The 18,260-nt window shown below is 67.5% G+C and carries 13 protein-coding genes; 5 read left to right on the top strand and 8 right to left on the bottom strand.

Annotation, left to right across the window (positions count from 1 at the left end):
• Window positions 1-20: 20 nt before the first annotated feature.
• Window positions 21-2,111 carry a PepSY domain-containing protein gene (locus tag SCA01S_RS12365; protein ID WP_245652541.1) on the bottom strand — a complete coding sequence of 697 codons (2,091 nt, stop codon included), beginning with the start codon at window positions 2,109-2,111 and terminating at the stop codon, window positions 21-23.
• A 169-nt stretch (window positions 2,112-2,280) separates the two neighbouring features.
• Here SCA01S_RS12365 and SCA01S_RS12360 point away from each other — a divergent pair, with 169 nt between their 5' ends.
• Entirely contained in the window at window positions 2,281-3,102 is an 822-nt protein-coding gene (locus tag SCA01S_RS12360) for a FadR/GntR family transcriptional regulator (protein WP_245652540.1), read from the top strand.
• On the top strand, window positions 3,092-4,168 hold the full coding sequence (locus tag SCA01S_RS12355; RefSeq protein ID WP_062785898.1) for a glycoside hydrolase family protein: 1,077 nt from the start codon (window positions 3,092-3,094) through the stop codon (window positions 4,166-4,168). Before SCA01S_RS12360 ends, SCA01S_RS12355 begins: the two co-directional genes overlap by 11 nt.
• 24 nt (window positions 4,169-4,192) lie before the next feature.
• Here SCA01S_RS12355 and SCA01S_RS12350 read toward each other — a convergent pair whose 3' ends face one another.
• Genes SCA01S_RS12350 through SCA01S_RS12320 form a run of 7 tightly spaced genes read right to left on the bottom strand, consistent with a single transcriptional unit; the run spans window position 4,193 to window position 12,623 of the window.
• Window positions 4,193-6,268 carry a beta-galactosidase gene (locus SCA01S_RS12350; RefSeq protein WP_245652539.1) on the bottom strand — a complete coding sequence of 692 codons (2,076 nt, stop codon included), beginning with the start codon at window positions 6,266-6,268 and terminating at the stop codon, window positions 4,193-4,195.
• Between the two features lie 31 nt (window positions 6,269-6,299).
• Window positions 6,300-7,352, bottom strand: a complete 1,053-nt coding sequence (locus SCA01S_RS12345; protein ID WP_054130444.1) for a Gfo/Idh/MocA family protein — start codon at window positions 7,350-7,352, stop codon at window positions 6,300-6,302.
• Window positions 7,349-8,542 (bottom strand): extracellular solute-binding protein, encoded by a 1,194-nt coding sequence (locus tag SCA01S_RS12340; protein ID WP_062785895.1) that lies wholly within the window; start codon window positions 8,540-8,542, stop codon window positions 7,349-7,351. The genes SCA01S_RS12345 and SCA01S_RS12340 overlap by 4 nt, the downstream gene beginning before the upstream one ends.
• Entirely contained in the window at window positions 8,539-9,651 is a 1,113-nt protein-coding gene (locus SCA01S_RS12335; RefSeq protein WP_054130442.1) for an ABC transporter permease, read from the bottom strand. Before SCA01S_RS12335 ends, SCA01S_RS12340 begins: the two co-directional genes overlap by 4 nt.
• Window positions 9,648-11,159 (bottom strand): sugar ABC transporter ATP-binding protein, encoded by a 1,512-nt coding sequence (locus tag SCA01S_RS12330; protein WP_062785892.1) that lies wholly within the window; start codon window positions 11,157-11,159, stop codon window positions 9,648-9,650. The genes SCA01S_RS12335 and SCA01S_RS12330 overlap by 4 nt, the downstream gene beginning before the upstream one ends.
• Window positions 11,153-12,166 carry a sugar ABC transporter substrate-binding protein gene (locus SCA01S_RS12325; RefSeq protein ID WP_062785889.1) on the bottom strand — a complete coding sequence of 338 codons (1,014 nt, stop codon included), beginning with the start codon at window positions 12,164-12,166 and terminating at the stop codon, window positions 11,153-11,155. Before SCA01S_RS12325 ends, SCA01S_RS12330 begins: the two co-directional genes overlap by 7 nt.
• Window positions 12,167-12,170: 4 nt before the next feature.
• On the bottom strand, window positions 12,171-12,623 hold the full coding sequence (locus SCA01S_RS12320) for a MaoC family dehydratase (protein WP_022674682.1): 453 nt from the start codon (window positions 12,621-12,623) through the stop codon (window positions 12,171-12,173).
• A 120-nt stretch (window positions 12,624-12,743) separates the two neighbouring features.
• Between SCA01S_RS12320 and SCA01S_RS12315 the strand changes: the two genes are divergently transcribed.
• From SCA01S_RS12315 to SCA01S_RS12305, 3 genes are all read left to right on the top strand, one after another.
• Window positions 12,744-13,859: a type 2 periplasmic-binding domain-containing protein gene (locus SCA01S_RS12315; protein ID WP_062786026.1), complete on the top strand. Its 1,116-nt coding sequence runs from the start codon at window positions 12,744-12,746 to the stop codon at window positions 13,857-13,859.
• A 122-nt stretch (window positions 13,860-13,981) separates the two neighbouring features.
• A complete protein-coding gene (locus SCA01S_RS12310) occupies window positions 13,982-15,583 on the top strand; it encodes an alpha-L-fucosidase (protein WP_062786023.1) in 1,602 nt (533 codons plus the stop codon).
• A gap of 57 nt (window positions 15,584-15,640) precedes the next feature.
• Entirely contained in the window at window positions 15,641-18,235 is a 2,595-nt protein-coding gene (locus tag SCA01S_RS12305; protein WP_054130438.1) for a TonB-dependent receptor, read from the top strand.
• Window positions 18,236-18,260 lie beyond the last annotated feature (25 nt).

The raw sequence follows: 18,260 nt of genomic DNA, 5'->3' as shown, positions 1-18,260 counted from the left end.
CGCGCTGCCCAACGCCAGCGCTATGTCGGCATGGCCAAAGGGCTGCGATGCTGCGCATCGAGCCGCAATCGATCCCCGCGATAGAGCAGCAGCGCCAGCGCCGCGACGATCAGCGTGCTCAGCCCGAGCAGGGCACCGGTGAGCGCCAGGGTGGCGTGGAATGGCAAGGCCCACACGCCCAGGCGGTTGTGCCAGTCGGCCTCGGCCAGGCGCCGCGATCCGCCCAGGCGCAAGTGGAACGCATCGCGCACCACGCGCGGATGGGCGAGCACCCCGGAGACGAGCGAAGACAGCAGGGCCACGCCGGTCAGCCCGACCAGGAACCCGCCCCAGCTTCGCGGCAGATGCAGGTTCACAGGCAGGTGCAGCAGGAAATCGCTCCAGCGCGCACTGAGCGGTGCAAGCGTGCCGTCGCCGGCCACGGCCCAGGTCTGGTCGGCGCGATTGCCGCGATAAGCCAGCAGCACCGCGCCGGCCCGCGCCGGGTTCTGGCTCGATCCGCCGGAGCGATAGGCGCGCTGCACGGTGAATCCGGTGGTCAGGTCCGGCGTCCAGTCCATGCTAACCCCGGCCTTGGGCAGGAAGGCATGGAACGTGCGGGTGTTGGCGGCCATCGGCGCATTGGCATCGTCGACCAAGCCGAGCACCCCGGCGTTGACGGCGGAGACCAGCGGGGCATAGCGCGTGCCCAGGAAATCGGTGGCGGGCAGCGTGCCGGTGAAGGTCGCTTGCGTTTCCGCGGCATAGCGAGTGCGCTCGCGATCGAGGCCGAAGCCGCCGATCAGGGGCAGGCGGTCGGCCACGCGCCAGCGCGCGTCGCCAAACAGCGCCATGGTCTCGACCCGCTCCGGCTGCGAAGCTGCATAGGCAACCGGGATGACCGGCAGCACCTGGGCATAGGCAGTGGCGATCGTGGCGGCGCTCGTCGCCCCCACGTAGGGCGTGAGCAGGTTGGTGATCGTGCCGGTGGGCGTGGTCACGTTGATCTGGCCGCGCGCGGTCAGCCCGCCGGTGCGGCGATAGTGCCATGCGCCGAGCAGGGCGCTGAGCTGGTCGCCTTCGTAATTGATGCGAAGTTCCTGCGTCAGGGTCTTGAAGCGATAGAGATTGTTGATCGTCGAGAGATTGGCCGCCGTGTTGTCGGAGTCGGCCACCGATTGCACGCGGGAGCGGTTCCACGACGTCGCGCTTGACAGCTTGAGGCCGTCGGCCAGCGGTACGCTCAGCCGGAACAGGGCGATGTCGCTGGCCACCCAGCCGCGATTGGGCTGGTCAGCGGTGGAGGTGCAGTTGTCATAGTAATCGGGCACGTCGGTGCGGGCATATTGGCAGAGATAGCCCCCTTCGCGACGCACGCGGTTGTAGCTGGCCACGGCCTCCACGCCGGGCAGGGCGCTGGGCGTCCATTTCAGTTTGCCGCGAAGGTTGAGCGACTCCATCGCGTCGTCATAGCCGCCGCGCGTGACGTTGCGGATCACGCCGCGGTTGGCGCGGCGCTCGGCCGACAGGCGCAGGCCGAGTTCGTCGGCGATGAGCGGGCCACCGAGCGCGGCGGAAAAGGTGCGGTCGTTGCGATCGGTCCACAGCACGCGCGCGTCGCCGGTCCAGCGATCGAGCGAGGGATCGCGCGTGGTGATGACAATGCCGCCGGCCAGCGCGTTGAGGCCCTGGATGGTCGATTGCGGCCCGCGCAGCACTTCCACCTGCTGCACGTCCCACAAGTCGGTAGGGCCGCCATAGAGCGCCTGGCGCGGGATCGGCGCGCCATCGATATAGACACTGGCGGTATCCGCCTGGCCGCCACCGCCCACGCCCGAATTGGTGATGCCGCGAATGATGAACTCGGCCGAACCATACGTGTCGCTCAGGTTCGCGGTGCGGGCATAGACATCCTGGATCGACAGCAGGGTTTCGCGGGCGATCTTTTCCGGCGTCGTAACGGCGATGCTGGTCGGCGTGTGCTGAAGCGTGCGCGCGGCCTTTTCGCCGGTCACGACGATCTCGCCCGGCGCAATCGTCCGCGGCGCCTCGGCATCTTCGGCGTGCAGGCCAGGAGAAGCGAGGAGCGCGGCGAGGGCACTTCCGGCGAGCAAGGCGTGAAATCGGGTCAAATGCGGAGCCTCCCTGTTACCGGACGGCAACTGGCTTAAACAGTAATGAGAGGCAATCGCATTAGCAGGAGGATTGGCAATTTCGTCTGTTAGGTGTGGTTTGGCATAAAATCATATAATAATATAAAATGACTATTCAGGTTTGCGCGTTCCGCGTAAAACTATCGCCATGGCGATTCCCGGTTTCCTGTCTGCTTCGGCCCCATCCGGCCCGCTTCTGTCCGCTCATGGCCGATCCGCCATGGCCGGTGGCGCGCGGCAGCCGGGCTTGCGCAACAGCCATGATCGCGTGGTCCATGGCATCGGCAGCGCGATCGTCGCCGGCGCGTTTGCGCAAGGAGGCACGCTGCCGAGCGAAGAATTGCTGCTGGAGCGCTTCGCGGTGTCTCGCACGGTGCTGCGCGAAGCGTTCAAGACGCTGGCGGCCAAGGGCCTGGTCGTGGCGCGCACGCGCGTGGGCATGCGGGTCTGTCCGCGTCAGCAGTGGAACCTGTTCGATGCCGACGTGCTGGCCTGGCACGTGGGCGAAGGCGTTGAAAGCCGCCTGCGCGAGGAACTGGCCGATTTCCGCCTGGCGATGGAACCGGCCGCCGCCGCCCTGGCAGCGCGCCATGCCACGCCCGCGCAGATCGCGCAGATGCGCGGGCTGATCGCCGCGATGGGTGAGCCGGGCCTGTCTCGGCTGGATTTCGCAAGGGCGGACCTCGCCCTGCATAAGCTGATCGGCCAGGCTTCGGGCAATCGCCTGATGGCCGGGACCGAAGCGGTGATCGAAACGGCGCTGTTCGCCGCGTTCACCCTGAGTTCGCCGGTAGACGATGCGGCAGAGCACCAGGCCAGCCTGCGCGGCCATGCGGCCATCGTCGAAGCGATTGCCGCGCGCAACGGCGTTGCCGCGGCAGAGGCGGTGTGTGGCGTGATCCGCCACGGCCAACAGAGAATCGACGCTGTCGAACAGCGCGAAGGGGAGATCAGGAACCATGAAGGATAGTCTTTCCCGCCGGGCCATGCTGGCGGGTTCGTCGGCTGCGGCCGGCACTTTGCTGTTGCCCGGCAACGCCCTGGCCAATGGGCATGGCGCGAGCGATCCGGTCGCGCCGTTCCGCACGCCCTACAAGCTCGGTCGGCTGATCCTCGGCGGCTCGAAGGTGGCGGGCAGTTTTGACGAAAAGGCCGTCGATTGCCCGTTCGTGTTCCGCCACGAGGGCCGCTTCTACCTGACGTATGTGGGCTTTGACGGCACCGGCTACCAGACGGGCATCGCCGTGTCCGACGATCTGGTGAACTGGCAGCGGCACGGCGTGATCCTGGCGCGCGATCCCAGCGATCCGGTCACCCGCTTCAACGTCGCCTCGGCCTCGATCCTGCGGGAAACCGAGATGCATGCGCCCGGCGAACTGATCCGGGTGAACGGCGAATATGTCTGCGCCTGGCACGCTTATCCCAGTCCGGGATACGAGGAAGGACCGGCGGTGATCGGCCTGGCGTTCAGCCGCGATCTGCGCACCTGGCGGCGCGGGCCGCCGATCCTGCGCGCGGAAGATGGCGCGGCGTGGGAGCGGGGCGGGCTGTACAAGCCCTACCTCGTTAAGCACGGCAACCAGTTCCTGCTCTATTACAACGCCAAGACCGCCGAGAAGGACTGGCACGAGCAGACCGGCGTGGCGGTGTCCACCGATCTCAAGACCTGGCGCCGCCATCCGGGCAACCCGATCCTGCGCAACGGCGCACCGCCCGCGCCGGACTCCCGCTTTGCCAGCGATCCGGTGGTGATGACGCATCAGGGGCGCTGGGCGATGTTCTACTTCGGCCTGTCGGGCACCGACTACAAGGCGCGCGACCTGCTCGCGCTGGGCCGCGATCCGTTCACGTTCCACAAGGTGGACGAAGTGCTGATCGATGTCGGCAAGCCCGGCTCGGTCGACGATGGATATGCCCACAAGCCCTCGGTGATTTTCTGGAAGGGGGACCTCTACCACTTCTACACGGCGGTCAGCGGCCCCTATCCCAATGATGTGCGGGGGATTTCGGTCTGCCGGTCGCGCCCCTGGAGCTGATCGAACGGGGTGGCGGCGCAGCCCTCAAGGCAACTCCGCCACCAGCACGCCATGCCCGCCGATCTGTCCGCCCGGTGCCGCGCCGATCAGCGGCCGGGCGCCGGCCGGCAGGGCCAGGGCGCGCGCTTCATCGCCATGGTTGATCGCGATCAGCAGGGTGCGGCCCTGGCCGCGTCGCAGCCCGATTTCCACGTCCGCCGCTGTGCCCGGCAACACCGGGGTAACCCCGGCCTGGGGCACCAGGCGCGCAGCGAGGCGTGACAGCGCCTCCGGCTCCAGCCAGGCGCCGACATAGACGATCCGCCCGCGCCCGACCTGGCGGGAGACGACCGCCGCCTTGCCATCGAGCCAGCCGTCGGGCTGGCGATAGCGCGCCAGGATCTCGGTTTCCGGTGCATCGGGCACCAGCGCCTCGGCCCAGATGGCGGCCTTGCCCTCGCCCAGCGGGCCGGTGATCGCCACGGTGCCGTCCTGCACATAGAATTGCTCGACATGCGCGCCCAGCAGCGTGCGCAGCGGCCCAGGCTGGCGCGCGGCCCACAGCGCGTTGGCATCGTCCTTCTGCCCGGTGCGCGGGCCGAGTACGAGCGTGCCGCCGTTCTGCACATAGGCGGCCAGGTGCTGCGCCTGGGCAGCGGTCAAGACGTTGAGACTGGGGGCAACCACCAGCTTGTAGCGCGCCAGGTCCGCTTCGGGCGCGACCACGGCGGCGCCTTGCGCGGCGAGGCGGAACGGGCGGTAGAAGTCGGTGAACTGGCGCACCGGGTCGAAATCCTTGTGCATCCGTTGCAGGTCGATCGCCCAGCGACTGTCGTAGGAAAACAGGAAGGCCATGTCTGCCACCGGCTCCGTGCCGGCCAGCGCGGCCGAGGCCTTGGCCAGTTCGCCGCCCAGTCCAGCAATTTCGGCAAAGATCGGCGCGGGCGTACCGTCTGCGGCCAGCAGCGTGCCATAGTTGGTTTCCTGGCCATTGGGCGCGGGGCGGAATTCCCAATAGAGAATGGCATCGGCGCCGTGCTGCACGGCCTGCCAGCCCATTTCGCGCACTTGGCCCGGGCGCATCGCGCGGTTGACCGGCGCCCAGTCGATCCGCCCGGCCTGGGTTTCCATCAGCCAGAAATTCTTCTGCTTGTAGCCGCGCACGAGATCGTGATCGGCACCATTGGCGATCCAGTCCGGCTCGGCATCCTGGATATAATTGTCCCAGGCGGCGATATCGAGCCCCTGGTGCAGCGCGAAATGATCGAACCCGTCGTTCCAGAACATCGTGTTGGTGGTGATGAACTGGTGCGGATTGGCCAACGCGCTGATCGCGTCGGCCTGGTTCATCACATAGCTGGTCCAGGTGCTGGTGAGGAAATGGCGGTAATCGAGCAGCAGGCCGGGATTCTGTTGCCCACCCAGGTGCATCGGCACCTGGTCGAAACGCTGGTAGGTCTGGCTCCAATAGGCGGTGGCCCAGCGCTGGTTGAGCGTGTCGATCGTGCCATAGCGCTGCGCGAGGAACGCATGCCACAGCCGCGCGGCTTCGGCATCGAACGAGGGCAGGCCGATCTCGTTGTCGATCTGCCAGCCAATCACGGCGGGGTTGTGGCCATAGCGGCGGGCCATTTCCGTGGCGATGCGCCGGGCAAACTGGCGGTAGCGGGCGCTGGCGAACGAGAAGTGGCGGCGCCCGCCATGGCCGGCGCGGCTGCCGTCTTCGTCCACGCGCAGGATTTCGGGATAGCGCTCGCTCATCCAGATCGGCGGGGCGGCGGTGGGCGTGCCCAGCACCACGCGCATGCCGTGCCGCGCGGCAGCGGCGATCGCGCGATCGAGCCAGGCGAAATCGAACCGGCCTTCCTCCGGCTCCATCCGGCTCCAGGCGAATTCGGCGATGCGCACGGTGTTGATATGGGCCTGCTGCATCAGCGCCAGGTCGGTGTCCCAGCGCGCTTCGGGCCATTGTTCGGGATACCAGGCGGTGCCAAAGGCAATGCCCGGCGCGGCCGTCGCCTGCATCGGTGTCGGTGCCGAAGCGGCCAGGGCCGGCAGGGCCGTGGCGCTGGCCGAAAGGCAGAGGCAAAGCGCCAGGGCGCGGCGGGAAAAGCGCATCATGGAAAGTCCCCTTGCAGGCGGAAGCCGCCGATCAGTCTTGCGGGATGGGAAAGGCGCGCGCGCGCGCGGCGGCATAGCAGGCCTCGACCAGCGCCATGGTCTGCCAGGCATCGTCCACGTGCGTGGCGAGATGGGTGTCCTCGCCGCTGGCGAAGCGCTGGAGATTGCACATCGGGCCGAGGAACGCGTCGGGAAACCAGTGCCCTTGCAGCGGCACCTGCTGCCACTCGCTGCCGCGCCGCACGATCCACAGCTCGTCCGGCTCACCCACCGGATAGTCGAGCAACAGGCCAAGCTTGACCAGCGCGGCGCCTTCGGTGCCTTCCACGCGAAAGCTGGCATCCTGGAACTGGCGCGCGAAATCGTGGTGGTGGTTGATCGACAGCGTGACGCGCAAGGGCGCCGGGTAATCGAGCAGGATCGTGGTGCGGGTATCGGCCAGCGGGCTGCCGGGATAGCCGAAGCTGCGTGCAAAGACGCCGCTCGGGTTGCCGGCCAAGGCGCGGATCGTGTCGAGATAATGGATCGAGTGGGACACGATCTCCACGCGCGGATTGGGGATCAGGTGCGGAAAGAGGTGCCAAGGCGTGGCCAGGTTGAGATGCACCTCGATCTCCAGCAGCGTGCCGAGATCGCCGCGCGCCAGGCAATCGGCCAGCGCCAGCATCATCGGCGAATAGCGCAACTGGAAATTGACCGCTGCGGTCTGTCCGCGCGCATGCACCGCGTTGCGGATGGCGCGCGCGGCATCGAGATCAAGGCCCATCGGCTTTTGCAGCAGCACGCTGGCGCCGCGTGGCAATGCTTCCAGGATGGCAAGATGCGCCACCGGCGGCGCGGCCACGTCGAACACCGCATCGGCTTTTGCCGCATCGGCCAGCGTGGGGAAGACGGTGCCAATGCCGAACGCATCGGCCAGGGCGCGGGCGCGGTCCTGATCGGGATCGTAGACGCCGTAGACCGGCAGGTCGGCCTTGCGATAGGCGGGCAGATGCGCGTCGTGGGCAATGCCGCCGGTGCCGATCAGCACGATCGGACGGGGCTGGGCGGGGTGGTCCCAGGCCTGGCGCAGCGGGGCGGTCATGCCAGTGCCTCCGCCTGGCGCTGGGCTTGCGCCAGCAGGTCCGCCGTGGTCTGCTCGCCGGTCACCGCCTGGCCCAGCACATCGTCGATGATGTGCGAAAAATCGGCCAGGCGCGTGGTGTGCGGCAGCGCGCGCGCGGACTGGTGCAGCCAGTCGAGGCGGTGGTAATAGGGGATGGCGGCATTGACAGCCGGATCCGCCCAAGTCGAGCGGCGCGTGCCGATGGCACCATGGGTGGTGGTCAGGCGGTCCATCTCGGGCCGGGTGCAATGGCGCAGGAAGTCCCAGGCGAGATCGCGGTGCGTGCTGCCACTGCCGATGCCCAGCACCCAGAACACGTTGAGCGATACCGTGCCACCGCCCTCGCCAGCGGGCAACGGCGCCACGTCCACCAATCCGCGCACGGCGCTGTCGGGCGCGGTATCGGCATAGGCGGCAAAGCCGAACCAGTTGGCCATCATGGCCACATGTCCGGCGGCGAACAGCATGCCCGATTGCACGCTGTCGGTCTCGCGCGCGCCCGGCGCGATGGCCTGTGTGTCGCGCGCCAGCGTGCGCAGGAAATCGAGCGCCGCATGGGCCTGCGGCGAGGCGAAATCGGGCCGGCCGGCGGGCGTGAAAGGCTCTCCGCCGCGCGACCAGATGTGGATGCAGAAATCATAGAACCCGTTGTGGCCATCGGGAAACAGCGCCAGCACCGTGCCGCTGACGCCGCTGGCCGGATCGTGCAGGCGGCGGGCGGCGGCGTGGTATTCCTCCCAGGTGCCGGGCACGGCCAGGCCGGCGGCGGCCAGCAGATCCTTGCGATAGACCAGGCATTCCGGGCCATCGTGATAGGGCAGGCCCCAGACGCCGCCGGCGAAGGCCTGCATGGTGGTCAGCGAAGGGCTCCAGCCGTGGGGATAGTCGCTGGCCGGCCGCTGCGCGAGCAGAGGCGCCAGATCGGCCAGTTGCCCCATGGCCTGGGCCTGCGCCAGCCAGTCGGTGCACAGGAACGCGATGTCATAGTCGCCGCGCGCCAGGCCGCCTTGCGCAATCGCCTTGTGGTGCAGCGTGTTGAGATCGAGCACGTCCAGCTCGATCCGGGCAGAAACGCCGGTGTGCCGCACGAAATCGGCGAACTGGGCGGCAATGGCGCTTTCGAATGGTGCGAATTCGCGCACCGCGATGCGCAGGACGGTTTCGGTCATCGTGTTTCCCCGCGCTTGCGGTTGCCCAGGGTGTAGATCGCGGCGGCAACGATGATCACCGCGCCTTCGATGATGCCCTGGTAGTTGGCTCCCAGGTTCAGGATGTTGAACCCGTTGGTCAGCGTAAACAGGATCAGCGCCCCGGCAACGGTCTTGATCACGCTGCCTGCTCCGCCATAGAGCGACGTGCCGCCCAGGATCGCCGCGGCGATCACGGTCAGTTCCGCGCCCTGCATGGCCGTGGGGTTGATCGCGCCCAGGCGCGAGCCGAACAGCGCCCCGGCAAAGCCCGCCGCTAGGCTGGAGAGGATGAACACGCCGAGCCGATAGGCGCGCACGTTGATGCCCGAAAGGCGCGCCGCCTCGGCATTGCCGCCTACCGCCTGGATACGCCGGCCGAGCACGGTCCGCTCCATCACGAACCAGGCGGCGGTCGTGAACAGCAGCAGATAGATGACGGGTGCCGCCACGGTGAAGCGCGGGCCGACCAGGCCGGCCAGCGCCAGCAGCCCCAGGCCGCCCAGCGCCGGAGCAGGCGCCAGGCGTAGCGTCGCGATCGCCAGCGCCACGGCACCGAGTGCGAGGAGCGGCCAGAACAGCGGCACCCGCGCGCTTTCGAACGCCAGCATTTGCGCCAGCACCTGCGGGTCTTCGACCATCAGCGAGCGCCCGTCGGTGACCACCAGGACCAGCCCGCGCACCGCCGTAAGCGTGCCGAGCGTGACGATGAAAGCGTTGATCCCGACGAATTCGACGATCACGCCATTGAGAATGCCGATCATCGCCGCCGTGCACAGCGCGCAGAGCAGCGCGGGAACGAAGCCGATCTGCCCGGCCAGCCCGACCAGCACTGCCGCCGCCAGGGCCGCAACCGATGCCACGCTGAGATCAAACGCGCCGGTGATCAGCATGATCGTCATCGCCACGGCCATGATCCCGACGAGCGAGGCTTGATAGGCGATGTTACCCAGGTTCGCCGGCGCCAGATAGGGCGGCAGGCCGCGGCTGGCAGCGAGCGCCGCCAGAATGCCGAGCAGCGCCAGCAGCGCATAGAATACGCCGGCCTGGCGCAGGCCCAGGCTTTGCCGCCAGGGGATTGAGGCGATCATGCAGGAACTCCATCGCAAGCCGGTGCGCTGCCGCTGGCCAAAAGGGTAAGGTCGATCTCGCTGCTGGTGGCCGGGTCCACGTCGGCCACCACGGCGCCTTCGCGCAGCACCAGGATGCGGTCGCTCAGCGCCAGCAGTTCGGCGAAATCCGAAGAGACCAGCACGATCGCCAGCCCTTCGTCGGCTAGGCGCCGCACCTGTTCGAGAATGTCGACCCGCGCGCCGATGTCGATGCCGGCGGTCGGTTCGTCCAGCAGGAGGACGCGGGTCTGGTCGGTGAGCCACTTGGCCAGCACCACTTTCTGCGCATTGCCGCCCGAAAGGGTGCCGACCGGGCGCTGCGCGTCTTCGGTCTTGATCGCCAGGGCGGCAATCGCGGCCTCGGCCTGTTGCCGTTCGGTGGCGTGATCGATCAGCCAGCCCCGGCGGGGCAGGGCGATGTTTTCGGCCACGCTGAATCCGGCCACAAAGCCCTGGCGCTTGCGATCTTCGGGCACCAGCGCCAGCCCGGCGGCGACGGCGCTGCCGGTATTGGTCACCACGCCCGGCCCCAGCACCGGCGTGCCATCGACCAGCACCGCGCCGCGCGCGCAGGGATCGGCGCCGAACAGGGCGTGCAGCAGCTCGCTGCGCCCGGCGCCGAGCATGCCCGCCAGGCCCAGGATTTCGCCGGCGCGCAGATCGAACGAGATTGGCGCCAGGCCAGCCGGGGATGCCAGATCGCGCACCGCCAGGCGGACGGTTTCGCCGATGCGGCGCGCCCGGCGGGTCAGCCGCGCCACCGCGCGTCCGCTGATCGCGGCGGCCAGAGCGGCTTCGTCGAGGTCTTCGGTGCGGCGGTGAAGCACGTCACGCCCGTCGCGCAGGATCGTCACGCGGTCGGTCAGTGCCAGGATCTCGTCGAGAAAGTGAGAGACGAACACGATCGCCTTGCCTTCCTGGTGGGCCAGGCGGCGCACCACGTCATAGACCGCCTGGCGGTCCTGCGCGGCGAGCGAGGCGGTCGGCTCGTCCATCACCAGCACTTGTGCGCCATCGAGCAGCGCCTGTGCCAGGCTGACCATCTGCCGCGCGCCGATCGGCAGGTTGGCCACCAGGGCATCGAGCGGGAAGGGATTGCCCAGTTGCGCCACGACCGCTTCGGCGCGTGCGCGCTGTTGGCCATCGCGGCGCTGCCAGCCCGGCGCGCCGAGCAGGAGGTTGTCCAGCGCCGACAGCGTCGGCACCAGCGGGATGTGCTGGTACAGCGTGGAAACCCCGCCGCGCCGTGCGTCGGCCGGCCGCCGCCAGCGCACCGGGGCGCCGCGCCACAGGATCGCGCCTTCGGTGGCCGTGGTCGCGCCCGAGAGAATGCCGATCAGGGTGGACTTGCCCGCGCCGTTGGCGCCGAGCAGGCCATGCACTTCACCGGCGCGGATTTCCAGCGAGGCGTCTACCAGCGCCTGCGTGCCGTTGGGATAGCGCTTGGCGATGTGCCGCAGCGCGAGCAGGGGCAGGGCGGTCACCATTGGCCGGTGCACCGTTGCGCGCTGGCGCGCGTCACTGCCGGGATCGGGTAGGTGAGGAAGCGCGGCGTGCCCGGTGCGGGCGGATTGGCCAGCGCGCGGAAAGCCAGCGCGCCGAGCGCTTCGGGCTGGAAGCAGACGGTGCCGTCGATCGCCCCGGCCTTGAGCGAGGCCATGGCCAGGCGCGAACCGCCCACGCCGATCAGCCGGGCATGCGATCCGGCCGCGCGCACGGCGCGGGCGCAGCCGATCACCATGTCGTCCGCCTGGTTGAAGAACAGGTCGATGCGCGGGTCGGCTGCCAGCATGTTCTGGCAGGCGGCCTCGCCCCCGTCCGGTGTCCAGTTGCCGGGCTGTGCGGCCACGATGGTGTCGCGCCGGCCGCTGGCGGCAAGGCCGGCGAGAAAGCCACGCGTGCGCTGTTCCACTTCGGGAAATCCGGCGGCCCCTTCGACAATTGCGATTCGCGCGGGACGGTCGGCGGGCAGCAGTTGCGCGGCGAGTGTGCCCGCGGCGCGGCCGGCGGCGACTTCGTCTTGCGAAACCAGCGCGGCCAGGCCGGGATAGACATCCTGCACCGCGCGCGTGCGCGGGTCGCCCACCAGCGCGGCCACCGCCACCACCGGCACGCCGGCGGCCTGGGCGCGCTTGACCCAGCCTTGTGCCACGATCGAATCCAGCGGCATGATCGCCACGCCGCGCGGGTGCTGCGCGATCAGGTCATCAATGTCGTTGGCCTGCTTCTGGATATTGGCCTTGCCGTCCACCACCAGGCCTTCGGCACCGGCTTCGTGCGCGGCCTGGCGAAAGCCCTTGGCGATCGCGGCGGCAAAGGGAAAGCTCAGGCCCACGGTCGATAGCGCATAGCGCGGCGCGCCGGGTGGCAGCGGGGCACCGGCGGCGGCGGCAGCCCCATCGCTGCCGTGGCGCGCCAGCGCAACGAGCGAGAGGCTGCCCACGGCCACGACCAGGGTGGCGGCCAGCAGGGGAAGGGGGCGGATCGGGCGCATTGCGTCAGGCCGCCGCCGAACGGCGATCGACCAGGTAGAGATGCTCGCAGGCGAGCACGGTTTCCTCGCGCTGGTTGCGGATGTCCACCGTCTCGGTCACCACGCCCTGGGCGGTCCGCTTGGGATGGTCGCGCTTGTCGGCAATGCGGGTGATCGTGGTGATCGTGTCGCCGATGTGCACCGGGCGGATGAAGCGCAGGCGATCATAGCCATAGGACATGGCGCGCGGGTTGATCACCGTTGCGGTGAGGCCGATGCCGATGCTGAACACCAGAGTGCCGTGGGCGATGCGCTGGCCAATCTCCTGCGTGGCGCACCAATCCGCATCCATGTGATGCGGAAAAAAGTCTCCGGTGTGGCCGGCATGCACGACGAAATCGGTCTCGGTGATGGTTCGGCCAAAACTTCGCCGTTCCGATCCAAGAACATAGTCTTCGAAAAACTGTTCGATGATCATCGCAGATACCTCTCCGAAAAATCTGCAATAGTATTTTTATATGATTTATATTATTGCTAAGCTGTGATGATCCCGGAGTCAACCGGTGTTGTTCGCCGTGCAGGCAAGAAGGAGGATGAGATGAGCGAGACGACCTTGAAGGGCATGACGTGGGATCACCCGCGCGGTTACGAGCCGCTGGTGGCCGCTTCGCGCGAGTGGGCGCGGCTCACCGGAACGGCGATCGAGTGGGAGCGGCGCTCGCTCCAGGCGTTCGAAACCCATCCGGTGGAAGACCTTGCCCGCGCCTATGACCTGGTGGTGATCGATCATCCCCACGTCGGCATTGCCGCGCAGTCGGGCGCGCTGCTGCCGTTCGCGGGCGGCGATGCCGATGCTGCGGCCGGCAGCGTTGGCGGATCGTATGAAAGCTATGCCTGGGATGGCCGGCAATGGGCGCTGCCGATCGACGCGGCGGCACAGGTCCAGGCCTGGGTGCCTGGTCGCCTGCCCACGCCGCTGCGCGATTGGGGCAGCGTGCTGCGCCACGCGGAGGCTGGCGGCATCGGCCTGCCGCTGCGCGCGCCGCACAGCCTGATGAGCCTGATGACCCTGTGCGGCCTGATGGGCCTGGAGCTGTGCCCGGCGCCGCGCGTGCTGTTTCCCGATGCGGCGGCCGTCGCGGTGGAGCGGCTTTACGCCTTGGCCGAACGCGCTGCCCCAGGCGCGGCCGAAAGCGATCCGATCGCCGTGCTCGAAGCGATGGCCCGCGCGGATTCGCCGCTGGTCGCCGCGCCTTTGATCTATGGCTATGTCAGTTATGCGCAGGACGGGTTTCGGCCAGTGCGGCTGGCGTTCGCCGACCTGGCTCCATGGCAGGGCAGCGCGCCGCGCGGTTCGGTGCTGGGCGGCACCGGCATTGCCGTCTCGCGCCTCGGCCGCGATCCGGAGGGCGCCATGGCCTTTGCCCGCTGGCTCGCCAGTGGCCCAGTGCAGACCGGTATCGTTGCGGCAAATGGCGGGCAACCGGCCCACGCCCAGGCCTGGGCCGACATACCGACCAATGCTGCCACCAGCGACTTCTACCGCGCGACTCGTGCCACGCTGGACCACGCGTGGATTCGCCCGCGCCACGCCGGCTACATGCCGTTCCAGGACGAGGCCTCGGGCCTGATCCTGGCCGCCATTGCGCGCCAAATGCCTGCGGAATCGCTGGTTTCCACGCTCAACCGGGCCTTTGCCGCGAGCGTTCCGTAACGATTGGCAACGCACCAAAGTGTGTTTGTTAAAAAACATCTTGTTCATATACGAACAATCTGCCACATAGTCTACAGCCCTCGCAGAGGGGCGACGAAAGGATTGAGGATATGGCTGCGGCCATGAAAAGCCTGTCTTGCATCATGCTGGCCTGCGCTCTTGCCGGAGGGACAGCCCTGGCCGCACCCGCCGGTGCGCAGCCCGGCATCTCGTCCGATCCCAAGGCTGCCGCCGCGCAGATCGCCCGGATGGATCGTGAGGTCGCCGGGGGGCGGTTCAAGGCGGACTGGTCCTCTCTGGCCAACTATCGCGTGCCGGAATGGTACCGCGACGCCAAGTTCGGGATATTCGTCCATTGGGGCGTCTATGCGGTGCCGGCCTCGGGCAGCGAATGGTACTCGCGCAACATGTATGTGCCGGGCCACGCCGATTTCGTGCACCAGCGCGCGACCTATGGCGATCAATCCGTCGCCGGTTACAAGGACTTCATTCCCCAGTTCCGCGGCCAGCGCTTCGATCCGGCGGCGTGGATGGCCTTGTTCAAGCGTGCCGGCGCGCGCTACGTCGTGCCGGTGGCCGAGCATTGCGACGGCTTCTCGATGTATGGCTCGGCGATCAACCGCTGGAATGCCGTGGCGATGGGGCCGCAGCGCGACGTGGTGGGCGAGATTGCCAAGGCCGCCCGCGCCGCCAACCTGCATTTCGGCCTGTCTTCACACCGCGCCGAACACTGGTGGTGGTATGGCCAGGCGCCTGCCGGCAGCGACGTGTGGAACCCGGCCTATGCCGATCTCTATGGTCCGGCCGCGCCGCGCACCCTGCCGGGCAGCGATGCCAGCGCGGAGCCCGATCCCAACCATCTCGAACAGTGGAACCCGCCGTCCAAGGCCTTTCTTGACGATTGGCTCGCGCGCACGGGCGAAGTGATCGAGAAGTACAATCCTGAATTCGTCTATCTCGACTGGTGGATCAACCAGCCCGCCTTCGCGCCTTACTTGCAGCGTCTTGCCGCCTATTACTATGACAGCGCGGCACGGCGCGGGGTCGGCCCGGTGTTGGCCTATAAGGAAGAGGCGTTCCCCGCTGGTTCGGCGCTGTTCGATATCGAGCGCGGCCGGCTCGATGCGCTGCGCCTGCTGCCCTGGCAGACCGATACCTCGGTCAGCATCAACAGTTGGGGCTATGTCGAGAACGACAAGTATCGCACCGCTGCCAGCCTGGTGGCGACGCTGGCCGATGTCGTTTCGAAGAACGGCAACCTGCTGCTCAATGTCGGGCCCAAGGCCGATGGCACGATCCCGGCCGAAGCGGCCAGGGTGCTCGACGAAATCGGCGCCTGGCTGTCGGTCAATGGCGAGGCGATCTACGGCACGCGGCCGTGGGTGATGTTCGGGGAAGGACCCACGCGCAACGCGGTCGGCTCGCTCAAGGAAGGGGGCGATCCCACCTATACCCCGGCCGACATCCGCTTCACCACGCGCGACGGGCGGCTCTACGCGCTGGGTCTGGCCCATCCGGCCGACGGCGCGGTGCGCATCGGCGTGCTCTATGCCGGCAATCCCTATGCGCCGCCGGTCAAGGCCGTGCATCTGCTCGGCAGCACTGCGCCGCTCGCCTGGCGCCAGGAGAAGGATGGCCTGCATGTCACGCTGCCGGCCACCGGCGCCAAGGCCGACATGCCCTATGCGCTGCGCATCGAGTTTTCGCCCCCGAACAAGACGTGACGGGGCACTTGCACACCACAAGCTGACACAAGTTTGGGATAATGGGGAGGTTTAGCAATGAAGAACGTGGGAGCCTATCTCTGCACCGCCGCGCTCGGTGCCCTGGTCATGCCGGCGGGCTCCGCCCTGGCGCAGACCGCGCCGGCAGCGGCCAAGGCGACGACTGACGCCAAGGATGAAACCGTTGCCGACGCCATCGTTGTCAGCGGGGTCCGCGCCAGCTTGCGCAGCGCGCAGGATCGCAAGGCCAATGCCAGCCAGATCGTGGATTCGATCGTGGCCGAGGATATCGGCAAGCTGCCCGACCAGAACACCACCGATGCGCTGCAGCGCGTGACGGGCGTGCAGATCGAGCGCGACTATGGCGAAGGGTCGACCGTCTACGTGCGCGGCCTGGCCCAAGTGAACACCACGCTCAACGGCCGCGAGATCTTCACCGCGCAAGGCGCCCGTGGCCTCAACCTCCAGGATATTCCGGCCGAACTGCTCGCTGGGCTGGATGTCTACAAGTCGCCCTCGGCCAACCAGATCGAAGGTGGCCTGGGTGGCCTGATCGACTTGCGCACGCGCCGGCCGCTCGATTTCAAGGGCCTGACCGTGGCCGGCAACATCCGCGGCATCTATTCCGACCTGGCCAAGGAACTGACCCCGGCCGTCTCGGGCCTGATCGCCGATCGCTGGGACACCGGCGCGGGTGAGATCGGCGCGCTGGTCAGCGTGTCGTACCAGGAGCGCAAGTTCCGCTCAGACCTGATTTCCACCGGCACCCCGGCCAGCAGCACCACGATCGTGCCCGGCCAGACGGTGGTCGCTCCCAACGGCGCCTATGACGTGACGCCCTATGGCGATCGCCGCCGCCTGGGCATCAGCGGCACCTTGCAGTGGAAGCCCACGCCCAACCTCGAAATCTATTTCGAAGGCCAGTACGCGCGCTTCAACAACCTCAACGACAACTACGGCGCTTCAGTTGGCCTGGGTGGCTTGACCGCAGAGCCGGGCGCGACGGTGGCCGCCAATGGCGACGTGACCAAGGCGACCTATCTCAACGCCCCGCTCACCGTACTGTCTTATGCCTATGACACGCGCGACCGGATGACCCAGTTCGCCGGAGGCGGCAAGTGGACCAACGACAAGCTGACCGTGTCCACCGACATCAGCTATACCAAGGCCACCGGCAGCGTGGTGTTCAACAGCGGCTTCACCGGCGCCACGATCCCGCGCTTCTCGGTGGACAACACCGCGTTCGTGCCGGGTTCGAGCGCCAATGGCTATGACCTGCTGAGCCAGTCGAACACCAACTTCCAGTTCCTGCTCTACCAGGGCACGCAGAACAAGGCGGACCAGTTCGCCGGCACGCTGGATGCGTCCTATGCGGTGGACAGCGGCTTCCTCAAGTCGATCGACGTCGGCTTCCGCTACGGCAACCGCACGGCGCAATCCAACCAGACCAGCTTCTTCCTGTTCAGCGGCGCGCCCGGCACCGCTGCGCCCTCGATCCTGGCTGCCAACCCGGCCAGCGATTTCTTCAGCAAGTCTTCGCGCGGTACGCCGCTGCTGTCCAACTACCTGGTCATTCCCGTGCCGCTGCTGCGCGATCATCTGAGCGAAGTGCAGACCGCGCTGGGCTTTGACGCCACCGATCCGGTGAACGGGCCGCTGGCGTTCTATCGCGTCAGCGAAAAGACCACCGCGCTCTATGCCATGGCGCGCTTCGGCTCGCCCAGCGGGCTGGTCGATGGCAATGTCGGGTTGCGCTATGTCCATACCCAGACCGCGCTCAACGGCAACCGCACGCTGTCGGGCGGCGGCGTCGGGCCGATCCAGGTCAATTCCAGCTATGACGACTTCCTGCCTTCGGCCAACATCCGCTTCAACCTGACCGACAAGCTCAAGCTGCGTCTGGCCGCGTCCAAGGTCGTCACCCGCCCGAACTTCAGCGATCTTTCGCCGTCGCTGACGCTCAATTCGGTGCAGCAGAACGGGTCGGCCGGCAATCCCTACCTCAAGCCGCTCAAGGCCGACCAGCTCGACGCGTCGCTGGAATACTACTTCGCGCGCGGCAGCTCGATCTATGGTGCGCTGTTCTACAAGAAGGTGCGCAACTTCATCTCGGTCAATCCCTCGGTCGAGGTCTACGACGGCATCACCTATACGATCAGCCGCCCGGACAACAACCAGGGCGGGGAGATCAAGGGCGCCGAAGTGGGGTATCAGCAGTTCTTCGATTTCCTGCCCGGCGCGCTGTCGGGCCTGGGGATCCAGGCGAACTATACCTACGTGGACAGCAAGACGACCTCTTCGATCGTCGGCCAGACCACCCCGCTCCAGGGCTTGTCGAAGCACACCTACAACCTGGTGGGGATGTACGAGAAGTACGGCGTTTCGGCCCGCGTCGCCTACAACTGGCGCAGCACCTACTTCGACAGCACCTATCTGTTCAACGGGGTGGGGCAGCCGAGCTTCCGCCGCGGCTATGGCTGGCTGGCCGCTTCGCTCAGCTATGACGTGACGCCCAACGTCACGATCAGCCTGGAAGGCAACAACCTGACGCGCGTGATCCGCCGGTCCTATTACAACAACATGGATACCCGGCCGCACGAAACCCAGATCGACGATCGCCAGATCATCTTCGGGGTTCGCTTCAAGTTGTGATGCCTCCGCGCATCGGGCAGGCTGG

Origin of the sequence: Novosphingobium capsulatum NBRC 12533 (assembly GCF_001598375.1) — a bacterium.
GTDB lineage: Bacteria > Pseudomonadota > Alphaproteobacteria > Sphingomonadales > Sphingomonadaceae > Novosphingobium > Novosphingobium capsulatum.
This window is presented reverse-complemented; position numbering and strand designations above follow the sequence as displayed.

Coding starts and splice junctions, on each gene's coding strand:
- SCA01S_RS12325 (WP_062785889.1), bottom strand. CDS start 12,166: ATGCGCCCGATCCGCCCCCTTCCCCTGCTGGCCGCCACCCTGGTCGTG.
- SCA01S_RS12340 (WP_062785895.1), bottom strand. CDS start 8,542: ATGACCGAAACCGTCCTGCGCATCGCGGTGCGCGAATTCGCACCATTC.
- SCA01S_RS12310 (WP_062786023.1), top strand. CDS start 13,982: ATGAAAAGCCTGTCTTGCATCATGCTGGCCTGCGCTCTTGCCGGAGGG.
- SCA01S_RS12330 (WP_062785892.1), bottom strand. CDS start 11,159: ATGGTGACCGCCCTGCCCCTGCTCGCGCTGCGGCACATCGCCAAGCGC.
- SCA01S_RS12305 (WP_054130438.1), top strand. CDS start 15,641: ATGAAGAACGTGGGAGCCTATCTCTGCACCGCCGCGCTCGGTGCCCTG.
- SCA01S_RS12345 (WP_054130444.1), bottom strand. CDS start 7,352: ATGACCGCCCCGCTGCGCCAGGCCTGGGACCACCCCGCCCAGCCCCGT.
- SCA01S_RS12335 (WP_054130442.1), bottom strand. CDS start 9,651: ATGATCGCCTCAATCCCCTGGCGGCAAAGCCTGGGCCTGCGCCAGGCC.
- SCA01S_RS12350 (WP_245652539.1), bottom strand. CDS start 6,268: ATGATGCGCTTTTCCCGCCGCGCCCTGGCGCTTTGCCTCTGCCTTTCG.
- SCA01S_RS12320 (WP_022674682.1), bottom strand. CDS start 12,623: ATGATCATCGAACAGTTTTTCGAAGACTATGTTCTTGGATCGGAACGG.
- SCA01S_RS12355 (WP_062785898.1), top strand. CDS start 3,092: ATGAAGGATAGTCTTTCCCGCCGGGCCATGCTGGCGGGTTCGTCGGCT.
- SCA01S_RS12360 (WP_245652540.1), top strand. CDS start 2,281: ATGGCGATTCCCGGTTTCCTGTCTGCTTCGGCCCCATCCGGCCCGCTT.
- SCA01S_RS12315 (WP_062786026.1), top strand. CDS start 12,744: ATGAGCGAGACGACCTTGAAGGGCATGACGTGGGATCACCCGCGCGGT.